This window comes from Bacteroides sp. AM54-2NS (assembly GCF_003602935.1).
In the GTDB taxonomy this organism is placed as follows: Bacteria; Bacteroidota; Bacteroidia; order Bacteroidales; family Bacteroidaceae; genus Bacteroides; species Bacteroides xylanisolvens.
Genome location: NZ_QTMZ01000006.1, coordinates 72,012 through 91,908 on the forward strand (window position 1 = coordinate 72,012; position 19,897 = coordinate 91,908).

The 19,897-nt window shown below is 36.2% G+C and carries 26 protein-coding genes, 1 tRNA gene and 4 pseudogenes; 11 read left to right on the forward strand and 20 right to left on the reverse strand.

Translation table 11 applies throughout. The annotated features are described in order from the left end of the window. The first annotated feature begins 9 nt into the window (after nucleotides 1–9). Both nrfA and DXA05_RS05565 read left to right on the forward strand, forming a co-directional pair. The gene (gene nrfA / locus DXA05_RS05560; protein ID WP_128858890.1) at nucleotides 10–1,488 is read left to right on the forward strand and encodes an ammonia-forming cytochrome c nitrite reductase; all 1,479 of its coding nucleotides are present in this window, start codon (nucleotides 10–12) and stop codon (nucleotides 1,486–1,488) included. A gap of 46 nt (nucleotides 1,489–1,534) precedes the next feature. Beyond that, nucleotides 1,535–1,951, forward strand: a complete 417-nt coding sequence (locus DXA05_RS05565; RefSeq protein ID WP_009039881.1) for a pyridoxamine 5'-phosphate oxidase family protein — start codon at nucleotides 1,535–1,537, stop codon at nucleotides 1,949–1,951. Nucleotides 1,952–2,085: 134 nt separating this feature from the next. On the opposite strand, the gene DXA05_RS05570 is transcribed toward DXA05_RS05565, so the two are convergent. After that, nucleotides 2,086–2,361, reverse strand: a complete 276-nt coding sequence (locus DXA05_RS05570; RefSeq protein ID WP_049702479.1) for an antibiotic biosynthesis monooxygenase — start codon at nucleotides 2,359–2,361, stop codon at nucleotides 2,086–2,088. Nucleotides 2,362–2,692: 331 nt separating this feature from the next. Here DXA05_RS05570 and DXA05_RS05575 point away from each other — a divergent pair, with 331 nt between their 5' ends. The 4 genes from DXA05_RS05575 (at nucleotide 2,693) to rsgA (ending at nucleotide 6,335) form a co-directional block, all read left to right on the forward strand. After that, entirely contained in the window at nucleotides 2,693–3,532 is an 840-nt protein-coding gene (locus DXA05_RS05575; protein WP_049702480.1) for an RteC domain-containing protein, read from the forward strand. 108 nt (nucleotides 3,533–3,640) lie between these two features. Then, on the forward strand, nucleotides 3,641–4,243 hold the full coding sequence (locus DXA05_RS05580; RefSeq protein ID WP_128858891.1) for a DUF1062 domain-containing protein: 603 nt from the start codon (nucleotides 3,641–3,643) through the stop codon (nucleotides 4,241–4,243). Between the two features lie 84 nt (nucleotides 4,244–4,327). Next, nucleotides 4,328–5,029: an SIMPL domain-containing protein gene (locus DXA05_RS05585; RefSeq protein WP_049703320.1), complete on the forward strand. Its 702-nt coding sequence runs from the start codon at nucleotides 4,328–4,330 to the stop codon at nucleotides 5,027–5,029. A gap of 217 nt (nucleotides 5,030–5,246) precedes the next feature. Next, entirely contained in the window at nucleotides 5,247–6,335 is a 1,089-nt protein-coding gene (gene rsgA, locus DXA05_RS05590) for a ribosome small subunit-dependent GTPase A (RefSeq protein WP_009039878.1), read from the forward strand. A 100-nt stretch (nucleotides 6,336–6,435) separates the two neighbouring features. Here the strand turns inward: rsgA and DXA05_RS05595 are convergent, their stop codons facing one another. The 4 genes and pseudogenes from DXA05_RS05595 to DXA05_RS05610 all read right to left on the reverse strand — a co-directional run bounded on the left by DXA05_RS05595 (nucleotide 6,436) and on the right by DXA05_RS05610 (nucleotide 9,180). Continuing rightward, nucleotides 6,436–7,008: a GrpB family protein gene (locus DXA05_RS05595; RefSeq protein WP_015532926.1), complete on the reverse strand. Its 573-nt coding sequence runs from the start codon at nucleotides 7,006–7,008 to the stop codon at nucleotides 6,436–6,438. A gap of 179 nt (nucleotides 7,009–7,187) precedes the next feature. Continuing rightward, the gene (locus DXA05_RS05600; protein ID WP_008025599.1) at nucleotides 7,188–7,655 is read right to left on the reverse strand and encodes a macro domain-containing protein; all 468 of its coding nucleotides are present in this window, start codon (nucleotides 7,653–7,655) and stop codon (nucleotides 7,188–7,190) included. Between the two features lie 106 nt (nucleotides 7,656–7,761). After that, nucleotides 7,762–8,351 (reverse strand): annotated as a pseudogene (locus DXA05_RS05605) (hypothetical protein). A gap of 109 nt (nucleotides 8,352–8,460) precedes the next feature. Continuing rightward, on the reverse strand, nucleotides 8,461–9,180 hold the full coding sequence (locus DXA05_RS05610; RefSeq protein WP_008643530.1) for a WGR domain-containing protein: 720 nt from the start codon (nucleotides 9,178–9,180) through the stop codon (nucleotides 8,461–8,463). Nucleotides 9,181–9,487: 307 nt separating this feature from the next. Between DXA05_RS05610 and DXA05_RS26410 the strand changes: the two genes are divergently transcribed. From DXA05_RS26410 to DXA05_RS05625, 3 genes are all read left to right on the forward strand, one after another. After that, a tRNA-OTHER gene (locus tag DXA05_RS26410) sits at nucleotides 9,488–9,542 on the forward strand. A gap of 770 nt (nucleotides 9,543–10,312) precedes the next feature. Then, on the forward strand, nucleotides 10,313–10,501 hold the full coding sequence (locus tag DXA05_RS27150; RefSeq protein ID WP_284515441.1) for a hypothetical protein: 189 nt from the start codon (nucleotides 10,313–10,315) through the stop codon (nucleotides 10,499–10,501). A gap of 6 nt (nucleotides 10,502–10,507) precedes the next feature. Then, on the forward strand, nucleotides 10,508–11,053 hold the full coding sequence (locus DXA05_RS05625; RefSeq protein ID WP_008025592.1) for a hypothetical protein: 546 nt from the start codon (nucleotides 10,508–10,510) through the stop codon (nucleotides 11,051–11,053). On the opposite strand, the gene DXA05_RS05630 is transcribed toward DXA05_RS05625, so the two are convergent. The 4 genes from DXA05_RS05630 to DXA05_RS05645 all read right to left on the reverse strand — a co-directional run bounded on the left by DXA05_RS05630 (nucleotide 11,036) and on the right by DXA05_RS05645 (nucleotide 12,718). Next, a complete protein-coding gene (locus tag DXA05_RS05630) occupies nucleotides 11,036–11,524 on the reverse strand; it encodes a hypothetical protein (RefSeq protein WP_008025589.1) in 489 nt (162 codons plus the stop codon). The two genes, DXA05_RS05625 and DXA05_RS05630, sit on opposite strands and share 18 nt — an antisense overlap. Before the next feature lie 15 nt (nucleotides 11,525–11,539). Then, nucleotides 11,540–11,800, reverse strand: a complete 261-nt coding sequence (locus DXA05_RS05635) for a hypothetical protein (RefSeq protein WP_008025586.1) — start codon at nucleotides 11,798–11,800, stop codon at nucleotides 11,540–11,542. Nucleotides 11,801–11,842: 42 nt separating this feature from the next. After that, entirely contained in the window at nucleotides 11,843–12,247 is a 405-nt protein-coding gene (locus DXA05_RS05640) for a hypothetical protein (RefSeq protein WP_008025584.1), read from the reverse strand. A 93-nt stretch (nucleotides 12,248–12,340) separates the two neighbouring features. Further along, nucleotides 12,341–12,718 (reverse strand): Imm10 family immunity protein, encoded by a 378-nt coding sequence (locus DXA05_RS05645; RefSeq protein WP_008025582.1) that lies wholly within the window; start codon nucleotides 12,716–12,718, stop codon nucleotides 12,341–12,343. Between the two features lie 527 nt (nucleotides 12,719–13,245). Here DXA05_RS05645 and DXA05_RS05650 point away from each other — a divergent pair. After that, nucleotides 13,246–14,162: pseudogene (locus DXA05_RS05650) on the forward strand (serine hydrolase domain-containing protein); the annotation flags it as partial. Between the two features lies 1 nt (nucleotide 14,163). On the opposite strand, the pseudogene DXA05_RS27155 reads toward DXA05_RS05650, so the two are convergent. The 11 genes and pseudogenes from DXA05_RS27155 to DXA05_RS05705 form a co-directional block, all read right to left on the reverse strand. Continuing rightward, nucleotides 14,164–14,412: pseudogene (locus tag DXA05_RS27155) on the reverse strand (hypothetical protein); the annotation flags it as partial. A 60-nt stretch (nucleotides 14,413–14,472) separates the two neighbouring features. Further along, nucleotides 14,473–14,787, reverse strand: a complete 315-nt coding sequence (locus DXA05_RS05660; RefSeq protein WP_008025575.1) for a hypothetical protein — start codon at nucleotides 14,785–14,787, stop codon at nucleotides 14,473–14,475. Nucleotides 14,788–14,864: 77 nt separating this feature from the next. Further along, a complete protein-coding gene (locus tag DXA05_RS05665; protein WP_008025573.1) occupies nucleotides 14,865–15,266 on the reverse strand; it encodes an SMI1/KNR4 family protein in 402 nt (133 codons plus the stop codon). Between the two features lie 68 nt (nucleotides 15,267–15,334). Continuing rightward, nucleotides 15,335–15,655 carry a hypothetical protein gene (locus DXA05_RS05670; protein ID WP_008025572.1) on the reverse strand — a complete coding sequence of 107 codons (321 nt, stop codon included), beginning with the start codon at nucleotides 15,653–15,655 and terminating at the stop codon, nucleotides 15,335–15,337. A gap of 155 nt (nucleotides 15,656–15,810) precedes the next feature. Then, nucleotides 15,811–16,239 (reverse strand): hypothetical protein, encoded by a 429-nt coding sequence (locus tag DXA05_RS05675; protein WP_008025569.1) that lies wholly within the window; start codon nucleotides 16,237–16,239, stop codon nucleotides 15,811–15,813. Between the two features lie 90 nt (nucleotides 16,240–16,329). Then, nucleotides 16,330–16,659: a hypothetical protein gene (locus DXA05_RS05680; protein WP_008025567.1), complete on the reverse strand. Its 330-nt coding sequence runs from the start codon at nucleotides 16,657–16,659 to the stop codon at nucleotides 16,330–16,332. A 38-nt stretch (nucleotides 16,660–16,697) separates the two neighbouring features. Continuing rightward, complete coding sequence (locus tag DXA05_RS05685; RefSeq protein WP_118160708.1) at nucleotides 16,698–16,997, reverse strand: hypothetical protein; 300 nt, start codon at nucleotides 16,995–16,997, stop codon at nucleotides 16,698–16,700. 47 nt (nucleotides 16,998–17,044) lie between these two features. Continuing rightward, nucleotides 17,045–17,575 (reverse strand): hypothetical protein, encoded by a 531-nt coding sequence (locus tag DXA05_RS05690; protein WP_008025562.1) that lies wholly within the window; start codon nucleotides 17,573–17,575, stop codon nucleotides 17,045–17,047. A gap of 75 nt (nucleotides 17,576–17,650) precedes the next feature. Further along, nucleotides 17,651–18,118, reverse strand: coding sequence for a macro domain-containing protein (locus DXA05_RS05695; protein ID WP_008025559.1), 468 nt, complete (start codon nucleotides 18,116–18,118; stop codon nucleotides 17,651–17,653). Nucleotides 18,119–18,202: 84 nt separating this feature from the next. After that, the gene (gene imm45, locus DXA05_RS05700; RefSeq protein WP_008025557.1) at nucleotides 18,203–18,544 is read right to left on the reverse strand and encodes an Imm45 family immunity protein; all 342 of its coding nucleotides are present in this window, start codon (nucleotides 18,542–18,544) and stop codon (nucleotides 18,203–18,205) included. 77 nt (nucleotides 18,545–18,621) lie between these two features. Beyond that, a complete protein-coding gene (locus tag DXA05_RS05705) occupies nucleotides 18,622–19,083 on the reverse strand; it encodes an SMI1/KNR4 family protein (RefSeq protein WP_008025556.1) in 462 nt (153 codons plus the stop codon). A 326-nt stretch (nucleotides 19,084–19,409) separates the two neighbouring features. Here DXA05_RS05705 and DXA05_RS28305 point away from each other — a divergent pair. Then, nucleotides 19,410–19,643, forward strand: a pseudogene (locus DXA05_RS28305) (hypothetical protein); the annotation flags it as partial. Nucleotides 19,644–19,897: the final 254 nt, after the last annotated feature.

Below are 19,897 nucleotides of genomic sequence, written 5' to 3' on the forward strand. Positions count from 1 at the left end.
AAGCAAATAATGAAAGATAAGTTCAAACCCTGGCAGAGGTGGGTACTATTCGCTCTTGCAATGGCTGTTATTTTTGCATCGGGAGTAATTATTTCATTCCTGATGGAACACAGCGCAGAGGTTGTAAATATAGACTATAAGAAAAAGATAAAAATAAACGGAATAGAAGCACGCAGCATTATTTTTGCTGAAAACTATCCACGTGAATATAAGACGTGGGTGGATACGACATCGACCGATTTGCACAGTAGATTAAATGGAAGAACTTCTATCGACGTTTTAGCACAACGTCCTGAAATGGTCATATTATGGGCTGGATATGCTTTTTCTAAGGATTATTCAACACCGCGCGGGCATATGTACGCTTTACAGGATATTGTTCATTCACTTCGTACTGGTGCGCCTATGGGGGTTGCTGACGGTCCTCAATTTGCAAGTTGCTGGGTGTGTAAAAGTTCTGATGTTCCCCGTATGATAGAAGCTATTGGGGTAGATTCCTTTTATAATAATAAGTGGGCTGCATGGGGAGCCGAAATTGTAAACCCTATAGGATGTGCCGATTGTCATGAACCTAAAAATATGGATTTGCATATCAGCCGTCCGTCGCTCACTGAAGCTTTTAGCCGTCAAGGTAGAGATATCACTCATGCTACTCCACAGGAAATGCGTTCATTGGTCTGTGCACAGTGTCATTCGGAGTATTATTTCAAGGGGAATATAAAATATCCTACTTTTCCTTGGGATAAGGGCTTCACTGTTGAAGATTTGGAAAAGTATTATGATGAAATCGGATTTACTGATTATATTCATAAATTGAGCCGTGCCCCTATATTAAAGGCTCAACATCCTGATTATGAAATTTTCAAGATGGGCATACACGCCCAGCGTGGTGTGTCGTGCGCTGACTGTCACATGCCTTACAATGATGAAGGAGGGATAAAATATAGCGATCACCATATTCAGAATCCGTTAGCAGTGACTGAACGCACTTGTCAGACGTGTCATCGTGATAATAAAGAGACGCTCTGTAAAAATGTATACGAACGTCAGCAAAAGGCAAATGAGTTGCGTACACTTTTAGAAAAGGAGTTGGCAAAAGCACATATTGAAGCGAAGTTTACTTGGGATATAGGAGCTACAGAAAATGAAATGCAAGAAGCCTTGCTGTTAATTCGTCAGGCACAGTGGAGATGGGATTTCGGCGTATCTTCTCATGGCGGTTCTTTTCATGCCCCGCAGGAAACCATGCGTATTTTGGGGCATGGCTTAAATAAAGTATTCCAAGCTCGTATGCTTATCAGCAAAGTGCTTGTAGCGCATGGGTATACAGATAATGTACCACTTCCGGATATTACAACGAAAGAAAAAGCACAGCAATATATTGGTTTGGATATGGCTGTTGAAAAGGCGGACAAAGATAAATTTCTCAAAGAAATTGTCCTTGAATGGCTTCAAAAGGCTAAGGCAAACGGGCGTATTGTGAATTAGAATTTATTTTCACTATATTTGCCTGCAATATAAATCCAATAAGATTATGTCAACAAAAACAATGAAAGAGAAAGCAACCGAGTTGTTGCAGAGGTGTGAAGTGGTAGTGCTTGCTTCTGTAAATAAAGAGGGGTATCCCCGTCCTGTGCCGATGAGCAAGATTGCAACAGACGGAATTTCTACTATTTGGATGTCTACCGGAGCGGACTCATTAAAGACTATTGACTTTCTGGCAAACCCGAAAGCCGGATTATGCTTTCAGGATAAGGGAGACAGCGTAGCCTTAACGGGAACGGTGGAAGTGGTAACCGACGAGAAGATGAAACAAGAACTTTGGCAGGACTGGTTTATCGAACATTTTCCTGGAGGTCCTACCGATCCGGGCTATGTGCTGCTGAAATTTGAATCGAATCACGCAACTTATTGGATTGAAGGGACATTTATTCATAAGAAGCTGGACTAATCACTTCATACAGTTCTATTCCCGTGAGATCTGGAAATAAGAAGAGAGAAACATTCTTTCCTTTCGAAGAAGAATGTCTCTCTCTTTTTTTGATGATAGTTGGATAGATAGTATATCTATTCTTCGTGTTTCATTTAGAATTCGAACTTTTCTAGTTTCATTTCAGCTAATTCCTGAATGATACCTACGTACTTGCTGAAATGAGAAGATTTCTCGTGAGCTGCCAATACTTCAGCATTCTGCCATGTTTCACAAATCATGAAAACGTCGTGACGGGTACTGCTTTCGAAAGTATCATAAGCAATGCATCCTTCTTCCTTCAAAGAACAAGCAGTCAGTTCTTTAGCTGTCTCAATCGCTTTTTCGCGGTTTGTCTCGCTTACGCGGACGAAAACATTTAATCTAATCATAGTCTTTATTATTAAATGATTAAAAATAGCTTTATCACATCTTTGGTAATAAATCGCAGGCAAAGATACTATTTTTATGCTTTTTCGGATACCTTGTTCTTTAAATTTCACCAAAACGTCATATAATCATAAAAAACGATTATATTTGCCCTTGAAATCAAAAAGCAACTATTTTGGGCGCAACTCTTAAATTTGTTCTGGCTTAATATTAGCCTCACGAACCACAGGCTAATTTCTTTCGTTTGAGTAATTCCACTCGAACCGGTTTTTCATTTTGTTATTTTTATTATTTACTGCATGGTTTCTCGAAACGTATGCGATATGAAAACGAATGGAAAATTTCGTAAGAAATAGTAAGCAGAACATAGAAAAAGAGATTGAAAGAATTGAGCGACAGCCGATTGCCCCACTAGATAAGATTAAGCAGATTATTGATGTCATACAGATGTCTCTTATTCTGTTGAAATCCGCCGTTGCCGAATACCAATTTCCGAATCCGAAAGAAGAAATTCTTTTCTTTAAGACCTGGAAACCACAGATTTCCGGGCTGTTGATGTTTTATGTCCGCTTGTATCAGATTGAAAAGAAGCGTATCGGCGAATCTCCGTCTTCCCAATGCAAATATCTGAAGTCGGAACTGGAGAACCTGAAAAAATACTTCCTGAATAATTCCTTCTATGATTATTACCGTACCGGCAGGACGGAACTCGACGAACAATATTTTGTCAGAAGAAACTATGATATTCTTGCAGACACCCGTTTCGGGTTGCTGGACAGGGATTCTTCTTTCACTACCCTGCATGATTCAAGTGTGGCTGAAATCATAGCCAACAATCGTTTAGCGGAATACCTGTCTGCTCAAATAGAGATATTATCAGAGGAACTTCATTTGAAATTCACTTCAATGGTAGAAAACCGGCTATTGCAGTGGACGGACAGCAAGGTTGCTTTGGTTGAGTTTATCTATGCCCTGTATGCGGGCAAATGCTTCAACAATGGAAATACCAGTTTAAAAGACATAGCCTTCTGCTGCGAGACTCTTTTCAATATTGAGATTGGAGACTTTTATCGCATATTCCTGGAAATCAGAAACCGGAAGAAGAGTCGGACGCAGTTTCTTGATAAGTTGAAAGATAAAATTATAAAGATGATGGATGAGCTGGACAAATAAATTTCATGTCGTCTTGTGACATCTTGTGAATTATACAAATGGCTAATATCCAACTTTGCGGAGAAAAAGATTTGATTCACAAAGAAAGATAATAGCTTTTGTATAATTATGGAAACAACATTTACATGGGAGATAAAGGTGAAGAATACTCCTTTATTGATTAAAAAATGCAGCCACTGTGAGAGTGACCGCTTTTATTGCAGTGATAAGTTCAGGATGAATGCACAGAAAAAGAACATTGATGTCTGGCTGATTTACAGATGCGTGAAGTGCGATAACACTTGTAATATGACTTTGCTGTCACGTACCAAACCGGACTTGATTGATAAAAAACTGTTTCATAGCTTTTCTATGAATGATCGAGAAGTGGCTTGGCAGTATGCCTTTTCAGCCGGAATGGCAAGTAAGAACAAGCTTCAAATAGACTACGATAGCGTTGAATATGAGGTGATAAGTAATATCTCCTTCGAAGATATTATGAATATGAACAACGTGATAATAAGTATTCGGATCGAATGTGATTTTGAATTGAACCTGAAATTATTATCATTGATAAAAAGGTGTTTTTCTCTTTCCACTACCCGGTTGAAGCATTTTTTTGAAGAAGGAAATATTTCTTTGCTTTCCGGTAAGACGTCTCCAAAGTGTAAGGTAAAGAATGGAGATATTATTTTGATAGATCGAAAAAGCTTGATTGATATTTTGGGATAAGATCGATTTTACAGTTTTTTTTAATAGCTTTGTGATATAATCATTCGGATGCTGTAAATGAGGTTGTACTATAAAATCAAAGATATGAAAAAGGTATTTTTATTAGCTTTTGTTTTGTTTGCATGGAGTATGGTTGTCAATGCTCAAGAAAGTGATGGGAAATATATTGAAGTGACAGGTTCTTCGGAGATTGAAGTCGTTCCGGATGAAATACATTTTCTGATTCAGATTAAGGAGTATTGGCAGGAAGAGTACACAGGTAAATCTAATAAAGAAGAAGATTTTCGGACGAAAGTGCCATTGGCTATGATTGAAAAGGATTTGCGTCGGAGTTTGCGCAAAATCGGAATAGCGGATGATGCTATCCGTACACAGGAAATAGGGGATTATTGGCGCCAGAGAGGAAAGGAATTTCTGATAGGTAAGCAATTGGATATCCGGTTGACCGATTTTGAGCAGATCAATTCCATTATCCGTTCTGTCAACACATGGGGAATTGAGTCCATGCGCATCGGAGAATTGAAGCATAAGGATTTGCCAATGTATCGGAAGCAAGGTAAGATTGAAGCATTGAAAGCTGCCCGTGAAAAAGCATCTTACTTGGTGGAAGCGATGGGGCAGGAATTGGGTGAAGTGATCCGTATTGTAGAACCTGTTGATAATAATATAAGCCGTTATCTTCCTTTTCAGGCACAGAGCAATGTCAGCATGGGGACGGCTGCTACCGAACAGTACCGTGTCATCAAGTTGAGATATGAAATGACTGCCCGTTTTGCCATCAAATAAAAAATGCCTATCTTTGTGGCATGACTAAAAATAATAAATCGGATTTGGTTTGATAAACAATCTGTGTTTCTGACACAGGTTGTCCTTTCGTTTGCTCTCGGATGATTCCATTCGAGGGTGTTTTCTATATTTTTATAAATTCAATTTTTAACTTGCGTACAATGGTGTGAAAAGCATTGTTATGCTTTTCAACGTGTGCGCTCTATATATTAAGATCATGAATAACGAAAATCAAACAATTCACAAATCCGACGATAACCTAACTATTTATGGTTGGAATGAGAAACTCAATCAGCTAAAACAAGAATCAATATATAGTGCCCTTGCTCATGGGCGTGTTTCCATTGTACACCGTACTTGCTACGAGGTAATTTCCGGAAACGGATTGTTTCAGTGTGAACTCACGGGAAATATGATGTATGGAAAATCGGATGATGAATTACCTTGTACAGGTGATTGGGTCATTTTTCAACCGTTCGATGAACATAAAGGGATTATAGTTGATAGTTTGCCTCGTGAGCGGACATTGTATCGCAAGAAAAGTGGCACGGTTGCTGATAAGCAGGCCATTGCTTCTTATGTCGATAAGGCATTTATTGTGCAGAGCCTTGATGATAATTTCAATGTTCGCAGGGTAGAACGCTTTATGGTTCAGATAATGGAGGAAAATATCAGCTCTGTATTGGTTCTTAATAAAGCCGATTTAGATTTTGACAGACAGAGTGTTGAGGAACAAATAAAACATATCTCCAGTCAGATACCCGTATTTTTCACGAGTATTCATCAGCTCGAAACAATTGTCCGGTTACGGAAGTCCATATCGGAAGGCGAAACGGTTGTGTTTGTCGGTTCTTCGGGTGTCGGGAAAAGCTCTTTGGTGAATGCTCTTTGTGAAAAGCCGGTATTGCTCACATCTGATATAAGCCTGTCCACAGGAAAAGGCCGTCATACTTCGACCCGTCGTGAAATGGTATTGATGGACAGTTCGGGTGTTTTAATCGACACTCCGGGCGTCCGTGAATTTGGCTTGGCCATTGACAATCCCGATTCTCTTGCCGAAGTGTTGGAAATCTCCGATTATGCTGAATTGTGTCGCTTTAAAGATTGCAAACATATCAACGAACCCGGATGTGCTGTTTTAGAAGCAGTTAACAGTGGTGTATTAGATTATAAAGTTTATGCGAGCTATCTGAAACTTCGTCGGGAAGCGTGGCATTTCTCCGCTTCCGAACATGAGAAACGTAAAAAGGAGAAATCCTTTACCAAACTTGTGGAAGAAGTGAAGAACCGCAAGGCAAATCGTTGATCTCTATTGAAACGATGCAGGTATCTCCAGATGCCTGCATCGTTTTATACTAGCTTAAGCTTATATCTATTTGGGATTTATATTTAGAAGAGCTTTTTTATTACTTATTGTCGTATCTGCCTGTAAAAAGCAGTTTCCCTTTCTGTGTATATTGTTCTACGAAATCACCTTTGTGGGAAGTGTACATATTTCTGTCATGTTCATATTGTTTCCATAAATCAAGTTTAAGCCGTTCATATTCTTTCGCAATAGCTGTATTTGTTTGAAGATAATCTCTGAAATACAATTCATCATTATCTCCCTCATAACATAAGTGTAGATGAAATACCCGTTCGGCAAATCCTTGTAATGTATAACCTTTATTGAAATCAATGCGACTGTCGTTCTCTGCCATGCAGATATAGCCGCATCTTTCAATTGTACCTTTCAAATCGACGACTTTTTCTTCTCTTGGGATTTCCACAAGTATATCTATGGTAGGCTTTGCCCAAATTCCTTTAATTGCTGTGCTACCTATATGGCTAATACGTTCAATACAGGGAAGTCTCTCTTTCAGCAACTCCGCTTCTTCCTTATACCAATCTGCCCAATAGTCTTGGTGTGCAGTCAGGGTTATGGGGAATAATTGCCAAAGCTCGTCTAATGATAATTCAGTTAATTTCTTTTGTTCCATATCATGTGGCAATTGTTATTAATAATAAGTGACATAGCTATATAGATAAATTACAGTCAAAAATCAATTAATTCTTTTATTTCCTATTTCATTATCAACATTCTTTTTTGTATTAATGTTTTATGCTGATAATGGTTTGCAGCTTGCCGCCGTTAGGCAGGACAGGTGTATGTTGTAAGCTAAATTTCGTATTCAATCTTGTAATCTTCATATACATTGAATACCGTTTCACAATCTGATAAAATACTTTCAAGCAAAGGTTTGACCTCACTATTCCAATCTAACTTACCCAGCCCTGCACCTATTTTCGGTAGCGACACGGTTTTGATACCTCTGCTTTCGCACACTTTTTTCAAGCGTTTCAAACCTTTATTCAGATATGTGAGTTCCGCATGATACATATCGGGTTGTGTAGCGATGTAGATTATACCCGGAGAGAAACCTTTGATTTCTCCTATAAACACATTGCCAGCCTGGAACTTAGTGTTTCGTGTGTACTTCTTAAAGAGTTTTTGGATTTCAGGGAATTGACTTGACAGCTTAAAGGCAAGCCCAGTTCCTAATCCTTCTTGTGAGCCAACAGCTACACCTTGTGCTATGTACTCATCTTTACTCTGTAATATATCTCCCGAAATGTATTTTATCATATTGTTTCCGTTTTTCTATTGCTTATAATGGTTAGAAAGGAGCATCGTCAGATGCTATCTTTCGTTGTTAGCAACCTATTTGAAATAATTAATCAATTTATCGTTATTAGGAATATTCCCAGTATGCCACAAATGGATTTGTGACTTTATTACCTTCAATTTTTCCATAAACATATATACAGCCAGCCATGAAAACAGAAATATCTTTTATGCAAATTTCGTTGATTTGAAAAATGAAGCTATTTCCATCTTTAACCACTTTACCATCATTATCTAATCCCCATTGAATAGGCATTACATTACCCCCAAATTTGATTGCACAATTTTTTTCAGGCATATCTTTTTCTGTACTCATTTCGTATATTGAATAAATTTCATCTATTTCGGGGTGTTTATATCTATCACTTTTGCTTTGACTACTTAATTCATGTTCAACCAACAACAATTTACAATCGGGATATGTGTTATATTCCAATGCAACATCAAATTCCGGAGTGAAAATAGATATTTGCTTGTTGGGATTTAAAGGGTTTTGAAATGTTAGATAAAAATAGAGATTATCTTTGTCCGATAAATACTTATCATCAAAACAAGCTGGAGCATTTCCACCAACCAACCAAAGCAGTCTTTTTGGTATTCACCAATGCCGTAGTATATTGCATTTTCTCTTGTTTTAAGTATTCTTTCTATATCCATAATAACGATAATGATTTGATTGTTGCTAATGCGTTAATAACCACACCTCATAGTGTAGTTCCTAATCTCTATTATTCTCATATATTTACTATCTATTAGTTTCATATTATTAGTCCTTGTCGATAGGAAATGAAAGTAAGTCATCAATCATTCTGCTTTGAATCTCGGTCACCCCATTTCCCCAAAGTAAAGCTAATCTTTTGATAGCTTTAACTCCCTGTTCTTGTAATTTGGGTGAGAGACGCCCAGTGATTTTGATTTGTCCAAAGGCAGTAGCGTAAGTCACCATGTCGCTTTGTGTCATATCCATTTCTTTCTTTGAAGCTAGTTTTTTAACCACTTCGGGGTCAAGACTTTCAACAGGAATATATTCCATGCCCCAGTCGTGTTCTATCAGATACTTGGGATAATCAAGAAAGTTGAGTTTGGGATTTTTTCTGATCGTTTCTTCAAGAGAATCTAATGTATCACTTCCCTCATCGCTACCAAAAGGTGCTTCTTCGTCTACGCAATCATAATAGAGTTCTTCCGTGAAGTGTTCGGTAAATCGGGGATGAGAAGTTTTGGGGTGCAAACCATATTCTTCGGAATCAATATAAAATCTGTGCATGAAGTCGAAGTTGGCGTCTTCTACATATCCTTTTTTCTTTTTCGAGTGAATAAGTTTCTCTGCTTGTTTCAGGCATTCTTCTTCTGTATCGAAGTCTTTGATTTCAAATTTACCGATACTGTCGAACTTACCATAGTTTACAGCAAAATCACAGCCACTATAATCAATCCACCAAAATTTATGAGATTTCTCATCTTTATAAATAAATGCTCTTTTCATAATATTGTGTGTTTATTGTTGGGAGAGAGTAATATCTCTACTATACACAAAAGTAGGAAAACTGTTGAGTTATCACCTATATGTCTTCGTATTTCTTCTGTATTTTTACAAAATAAGTCTTGTTTATTCATTTTTTACTGTTTTTTCGAGAAAACAGCAAAAAAGTTTGAGTTACGCAAAAAGGTTGCGCACCACTACGCCTATCTTTGTCGAAGAAATAAGAAAACAGGTCAAGTACGGGTTACTTCAACACACTCTTTAAGGTAGAACATTACCAGCACGATTATCTGTTTTCCTATTTCGTAAAGGGGCAGTAGCTCAGTGGGTAGAGATGGTCGTCGGTTCGACTCCGGCCTGCTCCACAAAAAACAAATATAGAGGTAGGACAGTAGCTTCGGGATTATCTGAAATGAGGTCAACCGGGGCTTACTTCTTAACGGTGGATATTGCTGGTTCGAATCCGGCCTGTTCTACCTCTTTTTATCAACTTAAGGTCAAGGAAGACTTACTTCAACACTGCAGGAATGCTCCATTGATTCACAGTCTTCCGATTACCTTACTTAAAACACAATGTATGAAAAAAGATTAGTTGAAAGTACCTATCAGTCTAATTGTTGATCTCTATTGAAACGATACAGGTATCTCCGGATGCTTGCTTTGCAGATTGAAGTGCTGTTTGTTATTGTTATCAATATCGTATATCCGCGTGTTTATTATCTTTTCTTGATTTAAATTTGTCTTTTTCCTGTCATATCCGTAACTTTGTAAACTAAAGAATCCGATATGAATCAGGAGTTATTAGTAACAAAGCCGATACAATTCTATTCTTCGTAGATGCGCTTTCGGTGGTAAGAATTAAGATAGCCGGGAAACGAATTGTCAGGCTATTGAGAAAGAATGTACGATTAAGAATACAAACTAAAAATAGTGGCATAAATGATAACTTCCTGTATAGCAATAATATTCGGTTTTCGCTTTTTCGGCAGAGGATTGCATGAAATCTCTGGGGAAGAAATGGCGATTATTGCATTTTTCATGTTGTTTCTGTTTGTTCCGTGCCTGTGGCTTGTCAGGTATTTAAAAGATGACGAAATAGATTCAAACAGACAGGATAAGCTGGTGGAGATACATATTGCTGACCATCGTTCTGACTGTTGCGGGTGGTGTCTTTTCCCGGATGTCCGTACTTGTCAATAAGTGGATAGACGAACAACCGTTCATTGTTGCAGCTTACATAGCGTTGGCACTTAGTGTTTTTGGTGTCGTTATCGGCAAAGCTATTGATTTTTGGGTATATTATTTGAAGAAAAGAATATTCTAAAACAGTATGATAGAGTACATGAATATTCCGGTTTTGGTTTGTGTCTCCCTGTTAGGGGTGGGGGCTTTTGTTATGATAGTAGGCTCGCTATTGAAAAAGCAGTGGGCTACGGATGGGAAAAAGACTTCGTTATCCATTTACCTTTTATATCTTTTCGCAATGTCAGGTTCCGGCTGGACATGGTATAATAGCATACATAAAGCCCGTGCGTTGGCAGAAGGCAATCGATACACTTTAGCCACTTATGAAAAAGTGTCGGGTGTCATTAAAGGGGGACATAAGGTACGCCAGTTCGGTTTTTATGTGGATGGGGTGAAATATAATACTACAACGACATATCCCAAATTTTTGGGTGTCAGCAATCCTTTGCGTATTATAGTGAGGTATGCCGTCAGCAACCCTGAATACAATAAGGCTTTGGGGGACGAGTTTGTCCCCACATGGGTACTGTCCCCACCGGAAAAAGGTTGGAAACAATACCCGCCTGCTATTCATTGGGAAGGTGCTGTTCTGGATTCTGTTTATATGCAATCATTACAGGGTAATAATTAATCCGATGACGGTAAGTGCCGTATATACGCAGTTGATATAAAATGCAGCCATCAACAGCCGGGGAATATATTCAGACTTCTTGAATAAGGATGCAGACTGAATGATGAACAAAGCAGTAAAAAGAGCAATGCTAAAACCGACCTGACTTATCAGCAACCATTGCGGATATTCTGTAATGACAGCCGCAGACCATGCTTGGAGCAAGGGAGTTATATTTTGCAGAAATACGTGAGCCGCAAAATATCCTAGAGAAGAAATTGCTTCTTTCTTCTGTCGTAGAAGCGCATTGATAGCATAAGCGCCTATTCCGGCTTGTCCCAGCAGTATGGATAACTGGAAAAAGTCGAAAATCCAATAGATGGGATTGCTGGTAGTGCCATCGTTGGCAAAATAATCATAGAAACAGAGTGAGGATACGCAACTTGTTGCGACCAATCCTACACAGATAAATGAAATAATTCTTTTATTCATTGTATTTTATTTCTTTCAGATGTTTTTCCAATGCAATATACACTTCTTTCTGATAACTGATAAAAATAGTTTTATCTGTTGGGAGGAATGTTTCTTTTTCCCGTCATAGTGCGGAATATTAGATAAAAACAGGCTATATGAAAAATTCATATTCTTCTCTATTTTACGGGAAGGCTTGAATGACTTGGCAGGTATGTAAGAATAAATACCCTCTTTACAACGGTAGGGCTTATACATTTGCACAACTCCCCACGAATTAATCTCATTCTGTTTCATTTTTCGTTTATTAATTTATAAATTAAGTTCGGTGTCAGCATTTTAATTCAAGCTATCTTTCATCATTATTCGTAGTTGTTTTTGTGTAGGTAATGTTTTCCATCCTTTATCTGGTGCTTTTAGAGTAAACCAGGATGGTACGCTGTCTAATATTAGATGTCGGTCGGGGGCTTTTGCTAAGAATGTTACAAAGTAACGGGTTCCGATTGGAGTGTTTTTACTCTCGGCAAATGATATAAAAAAACTTCCTTTATATAAAGTCTTATTATATACAAATTCATATTTTGCACTTTGCCCTCTATAAGCAGAACTGTATTTAACAAGAGTTACTATAGAATATATGCCATCCTTTCTTACATTGTTGTTTCTAATTGTTGAGACAGCATACAATAGAATAAATACTACAATAGGGATTATAAATTTAAAAATCTTGGTTTGATTAATCATATTTATTGCTATTCTATAATACTTTCATTTTTTCCTCTGTCGATAATGTCCAGCAGCGTTCCGCTTTAAGCAGTAGTGCTGTTTGTTAGCAACTTATTCAATAATCAAAATATCTCCAAAGATATTTGAAAGCATTTTTCTATACTCTTTTATATCTTCAATTGCATTATCCTTATATGACACAGTTATTGAAGTAATATCGTCTTCATATTTATGTTTTACTGAAAAGACAATCTCATTTTGACGTATGACGACTTTACTACATAAACCATAACCAGAATTAGATTGATCTGAATATTCAAAGTAGTATGAATCCATACCCAATTTAATATCCTGTTCATCAAACTCTAATGCTCTTTCGACAATTACATATTCTTTGGGTTCATTCTTATCATCTGCGAAACCGACTAAATATGAATTGTCTTCTGTTACTTCATATACTATATCATTTGCTATAAAGTTTATTTCCATATTTCACCTGTTTTAATCAGTTGCTAACGTTATGCTAACAGCGATCATTTAATGTTTCGTTGTTATTTTTTCTAAGTATTTTATTAAATCTCTTCTTCAAAATATCGTCCAACGGATTTTTAATGTTTTGTTTATCAGTAAATTATATTCATATTGTTTTGCTATATATAATTATGCCTCTAAAAATACGGTTTTGTCTAATTATTCACAAAGGAATCTGTTAGTTTTTTCCTCTATCCTATACAATTTCATCCTTTGGCAGTCAATAACACAATCGTATGTTGTATAATTCGTAATTGCCTGTTTTCTGTTTACATTCGTACATCTATATCAAGTTATCAGGCAGAGAGAAGAAGCGTATAGCATCTCTATACCCAGTCTCTCCACAAAGATAAGCTATAATAATCCTCTTTCGGGAATAATAGCTAACTATATATGCTATATCGTCATTTCTTATCTATTTTCAACCTCATATCTTTGCAACATCAGAAAAACAATAGAATAAACTACTTATTAAATGGAGAATTATGAGAAAGAATTTATTATTTCTAACAGCATTACTAATGTCGGGAATGATTTTAGCTCAGAGAGGAGAAAGTATTATGAAGAAGTATGAAAATCAACTGCCACAGGCAGGGAGAGGAAATGTACATGTAGCCTACCAAGGAAAGGCTATTGATCAGATGATTTACGAATTTATAGAAGAGCAGGGGATACCGGGTATGACACTTGCCATTGTTCAGGCTCCTTACATTCCGCGTGTTGTAGGCTATGGAGTGACAGATTTTGAAAAAGGAAATCTGGCTGCGGCAAAAACTCTTTGGCCGGTAGGACCAATTTCACAGGGTTACGCCGCTGTAGCGGTGATGCAACTATATGAAAAAGAGAAATTGAAACTGAACGATCCTATCGGAAAGTATCTTAAGGATATTCCGGAAAATTGGAAAAATATCAGTATTCTTCAATTGTTGCAGCACAGTTCCGGTATTGCGGATTACCGTGCGCAGGCGGGATTCAATGTGTCGGAAGATTATCAGCCTTGCAACTGATTAAGACAGTCGAAAGTCTTCCTTTGGCTTTTGAACCTGGTACTAATGTGAAGCAAAGTGCGACAAACTTCCTGTTACTGGCTTCTATCATTGAAAAAGTAGGCAAAATGCCGTATCATGATTTCGTGAAAAAGTATCAGATTGACTATCTTGGGTTGCAACAAACTTATTTTGGTGAGGATTTGGCAAAAGTGAAACAGGAAGATGTAACGACTACTGCCAATGTGCATCAGACTTTTAAAAAGAACAAAGACTATATCAATCCGTCGGAAACAACTACCGGATACATGGAGAAAGATGGGAAACTGGTAAAAGCTCCTTCTGTGAGTCCGACAGCAATGAAAGGTTTTTCGGATATTTGGGCATCCGCAGAGAATGTGAGTCATTGGGATATCGCCCCGTAAAATCATATTCCGTTCGTCCTGCCTGTACGTTTTTCAGCACGCCCGACAACTTATCCATTGTAATCTGTGCGGCTACCGGAATATAAGGATTTATACTCTCACTCTGTATGCCATCCTTTCTTACATTGTTGTTTCTAATTGTTGAGACAGCATACAATAGAATGAATACTACAATAGGGATTATAAATTTTAAAATCTTGGTTTGCTTAATCATATTTATTGCTATTCTATATACTTTCATTTTTTACTCTGTTGGTAATGTTCGGCAAATAATCGAATATTAAGGTGCTTTATCTGTTTGTTAGCAATCTATTTCATTTCCATTTAATGATTCTATATCTCCTAATGCTTTATATTCTCTGTCCAAATCTTCTTTTGTGAATAGGTAATAGTTATCCTCAAATCTTGGCATATCATATCCTTTTACAAAAGATAAGAAAGAGAATATTTTTGCATCTATATCTATACCTTGATTACCCTTGTTGTCCAAAGTAAATAATAGATTATCAGCTTTCATCGAAACTCTATTTCTAATGCCTTCTACATTATATTCTTCGTTATCAGGTAACTCTTTAAGTATCTGATAGAAGTTTATTATCTGTTGTTTTACTTTCATTCTTAATTTGATTAGTGATATGCTAATGCTTGACAGCGTGCCGCTTTAAGCGGTATGCTGTTTGTTAGTAACCCATTTCACCATTCTTCAAAGTTCTCTTCTATAAAAACTTCAAGTGATGAAGCTAAAATTTCATTCTCTCCATTATCATGATAAAATATTAGCACTTCTCCTTTAGGATTAATCATAATTGGATTTCCTGCTCCATCATCTGCAACAGCATAGTTTTCTGAAGTTTCCGCATGAACTTCTCTCAAAGATTGAGTATAACCTACAACAGTTTCATTACCTTCAAAAGCAAAAATTTCAATGTCTGCCCAAGCACGACCAAAGTGTTTGATAAAATCAATATAGTCAGAACTAAACTTTACATTCAACACTTTTTCGGCTTGTTCTATTTGTTCGTCCGTAGCGGGAGTACCACGCATTTTATGTTTATTGAGAAATGTACTCAATCGTTCTATAAGTTTTTGTTTCATATTCTTCGCTATTTTTATGGTTACTAATGTCCGGCAGCGTTCCGCTTATTCAGTCGGTTAGCTATGTGTTATCGGTATCCAAATATTTTTATAATTAGTTTTTCATTATCAATATCATATTCAAATTTCCCAATCTTTTCAATTAAATCTTTCATTCTGGATAATTCGTTTATTGATTCAAAGGGGATAATGACATATTCTATATTCTTAGTCCTTATTGCCCCAGCTATGCCATCTGCTGTGTATTTCCCATTCCCAAGATAATCTGCAAGAAGTATATGCCAAAGAGTATCACACACAAGATCTTTTGCAAGGACTTCACTTGCAATGTACTTAATATCTGATTCTGCAATAGCTTTTAGTAACTTAGACCATTTGGCATTGCTCATATAACTACTTTTTAAAGTTACTGCTCTTTTAGTCATTTTATCATAGTTCTTCATCTATAATATGAAATTGGATTATTCTCATTATTTTAATACCGATAATGGCTGGCGAATAACTGATTGTTAGGGCAGTTCATTCGCTTGTTAGCAATAACTTATTATAATCCAAAATACCATTCCAAAAAAGAATTGAAGTCTTTCCATTGTGGAGACAACTTTCCATTCTGAAAATTGATTAGTTTCTCTCCCAATTCAATTTCAAGAACTTCTCCTGTATTACGGTTATAGAAAAAACCGCCTTCACCTTCAAAGCTATCAAGAGGTAAGTATTCGGAGGGAATGCCTAACACTGCTTGCCTTTCTATACCATAACTTAAATCATTAGAGTAAATTTTAAACCAACACACATTATAGATTTCGCCACATTGTCCTCGAAATGTTATTTCGGTAGTATTTAGATTAAACAGTGCAAAATCACTATTTAAATCAATTCCTAAATCAATCAAAGCCTTTTTATATGCTTTATCTTCTTTTTCTGAATATACACCTTGTTTATTCAAATAGTCTATCACTTTATTACTTAGCATGATTTGATGATATTTTATTTGTTTTACTTTATTGCTAATGTCCAGTGGCTAACCGACTTTTTGGGGCGGTTAAGCCATTTGTTAATCGTTTTACAAAACCTCTAAGTCATTTATTTTTATCTTATTCTCATTTTTGAAACAAGAAAGCGAAAGAGTGAGGTCGCTTTGACCTTCTTCTTCACTCCATAGAGGAATGTATATATCTACCTGTTTATCGGAAATTTGATAGGACAATGCCAAATCAAACGCTTTTACAGGTAGAGGTATAATTGTACAACCGTATTCCTCTATAACTCGCCGTATATCTTGAATAGGCACACTATTAGCCAACATTAGATTATTTACGGCTTGATAGTCTTTACGGACTAAACAATATATAAATTCTTGTATTCGTTTTTTATATTCTTCTATACTTGCCATTGTTTTTAGCGATTAATGTTTGGCAGCGTTCCGCTTATTCAGTCGGTCTGCTGTTTGTTATCGGTTTTTAATATTATAGTGGCTACTTTTTTATTGCCTGCATATACATCTACGGATTCTATGGTATTTAAAACTTCATGAGGTGCATGATCAACCAGAAAAGCGACCAAGCAATCACTTACATATTTATCAGGCTCAAGAATAAACATTTTAATGCTCCATGCTGAAGGCTCCACTTGCGGTAAAACTGTAACAGCATAACACAACTCATAAGTCGGCAGATTTTTCAATCCGCCTTCTTCTGGTTTGAGCCAATATATTACTCCTTCCTTTTCCATTTTATTAAACCGATAATGTTTGGCGGATAATTGATCATTAGGGCAATTCATCTGTTTGTTACCGATAGATTAACTTCCCTAAAAATTTTCCTGATAGAACTCCTGTATTCTTCTCCATCAGGGACGATTTTTATGATTAAATAATCATCTGTTTTATCACTTTTTAGAAAATGCAAATTAACTCCATTGCTCAAGAATAAAACCTTTTCCTCTTGGTCTGATACTTCACCGACAATTTTTAGGCTATTCATGTATTCTGATTTTTCAAGCTCTTTAGCGTAAAACAATCCTAATCTATGTACATACTTGGGGAAATTTCTTAATAACCCGATATTGAAATTTAAAGAATCGTGTACATAATAATGATCTTTATTATCATATACAATCTCAAAAGTTGTCACTTTGTTTATGTTTATCGAAATAATTATTGAATCAGACTCAGGCGTTGTCCATATTTCTGTTGCCATCTTTTTAAATTCATTTATTTTAAAATCGGCATATGGATTAATATGTTTAATGCCACCTGACAACAAGTAGTCTTTAATTGTAATATCTAACGTTTTATCTTTCAAATTCATTTTTATTATTTTATGGCATTATTGGTAATGGGTTGCAGCTTGCCGCCGTTAGGCGGAGCAGGTGCATGTTATAAGCTAAATTTCGTATTCAATCTTGTAATCTTCATATACATTGAATACCGTTTCACAATCAGATAAAATACTTTCAAACAAAGGTTTGACCTCACTATTCCAATCCAACTTACCCAAACCTGCACCTATTTTCGGGAGCGACACAGTTTTGATACCTCTGCTTTCGCACACTTTTTTCAAGCGTTTCAAACCTTTATTCAGATATGTGAGTTCCGCATGATACATATCGGGTTGTGTAGCGATGTAAATTATACCTGGAGAGAAACCTTTGATTTCTCCTATAAACACATCGCCAGCTTGAAATTTAGTGTTTCGTGTGTACTTCTTAAAGAGTTTTTGGATTTCAGGGGATTGACTTGATAGCTTAAAGGCAAGCCCAGTTCCTAATCCTTCTTGTGAGCCAACAGCTACACCTTGTGCTATGTACTCATCTTTACTCTGTAATATATCTCCCGAAATGTATTTTATCATATTGTTTCCGTTTTTCTGTTGCTTATAATGTCCGGCGGATAATCAACCCTTATGGAGATTAATCCGCTTGTTATCCACCACTATTTAATAAGAGCTATTTAACATTTTGATATTAAGATTGGAAAATAGTTCTTCATTTTCAACTACCCAAACATCTTCAAGAGGACAATCAATATATCCCCACTCATGCCAATTTCCTACAAGCCATTTAGTGCTCACTGCATAAGTTTCATAATTAGCATCTGAAGGTAATTTGTGCAATATCATACCTGCATAATATCCTGATATAGTCCATAATTGATATGCTTGCACGCCTATTTGCTCCGCTACCATAAAATATAAGGTATCTTCATAAGGGTATTTACCCTTACATTTTAGGATTGCTCCTCTTGAAAGATATTCTGTATAATTAATTAATTTAACCATTTTATTTTTTTATTCTTGGTGAATAATGGGGTTCAACTAACTGCGTTTAGCAGTTAAGGTGATTGTTACAAGCGTGATTAGCTTTCAGTTTCTGAATATTTAAGAAATTCCTTAAAGTAATCCATAAATGAATCATATAATTTTACAGGTTTACTCATATGGGGGGTATCATCTTCCCAATATACATCAGCTCCCCAAATAGAAGAATCTTTCAGATTATTACCAACTGGAATTTTATATAAAATGAGATATTCTCCTACCTCATAACTTAAAACGATCCAATCCATAGATAATTGAAATTGTTTTTGAATTTCCTTGGTTAATTCAATTATAGGATATGAAATAATTTCTGAATCTTTCGCTATTCCCGAAATGCAAACATCACTCCAGTTACACATTCCGCATTGAGATAAAAAAGTTTTGTATTGCAATGGGAAAGATATGCCTAATTCCTGTTCTGCATATTCTATTTCTTGTTCTGTTGCACCATCCCAATGAACAAAGCCTTCTTTATCTTCTATTAATTTCAAATATTCCATATTTATTAATTTGCTTGTAACGTTATGCTAACAGCGGTCATTTAATGTTTCGCTGTTGTTTTTATATTCTTTATTTCATCAGGCATATTATCTATATTATATGACTACCTATAAGTTGTCTCCTTGTCTATCCAATTACAATATTTGATAAATTTACACTATATGCTATAATTTCTTATTCTGACTTTTAATGTTTTGTTTATCAGTAAATTATATTCATATTGTTTTGCTGTATATAATTATGCCTCTAAAAATACGGTTTTATCTAATTATTCACAAAGGAATCTGTTAGTTTTTTCCTCTATCCTATACAATTTCATCCTTTGGCAGCCAATAACTTGCTTTACACTTATGAAAGCCAGTTCGGTGTAGTAGAGACAATGGCGCGTATCGAATAAACATTGAAAAATATGGGAATCCCAGTATTTGCGAAATTCGACCACGGCAAGAATGCTCAAGATGTGATGGCGACAGAATATGGGCTTGATAAAGAATCGGTGATTGGAAAGATGCAGAAGTTGCTGGAAAAGATTGTTATTCAATCGGCCAGCGTTTATTAACAAGAAATATAAAACAAGATACTTTATATTTTAAATCATATAGAGAGTGTCCCCTTTTCCGAAAAAAAAAGTTTGAGTTACGCAAAAAGATTGCGCATCACTGCATCTATCTTTGTCGAAGAAACAAGAAAACAGGTCAAGTACGGGTTACTTCAACACACTCTTTTAGGTTGAACATACCAGTACGATTATCCGTTTTTCCAGTTTCGCAAAGGGGCAGTAGCTCAGTGGGTAGTTACAGTCGTCGGTTCGAC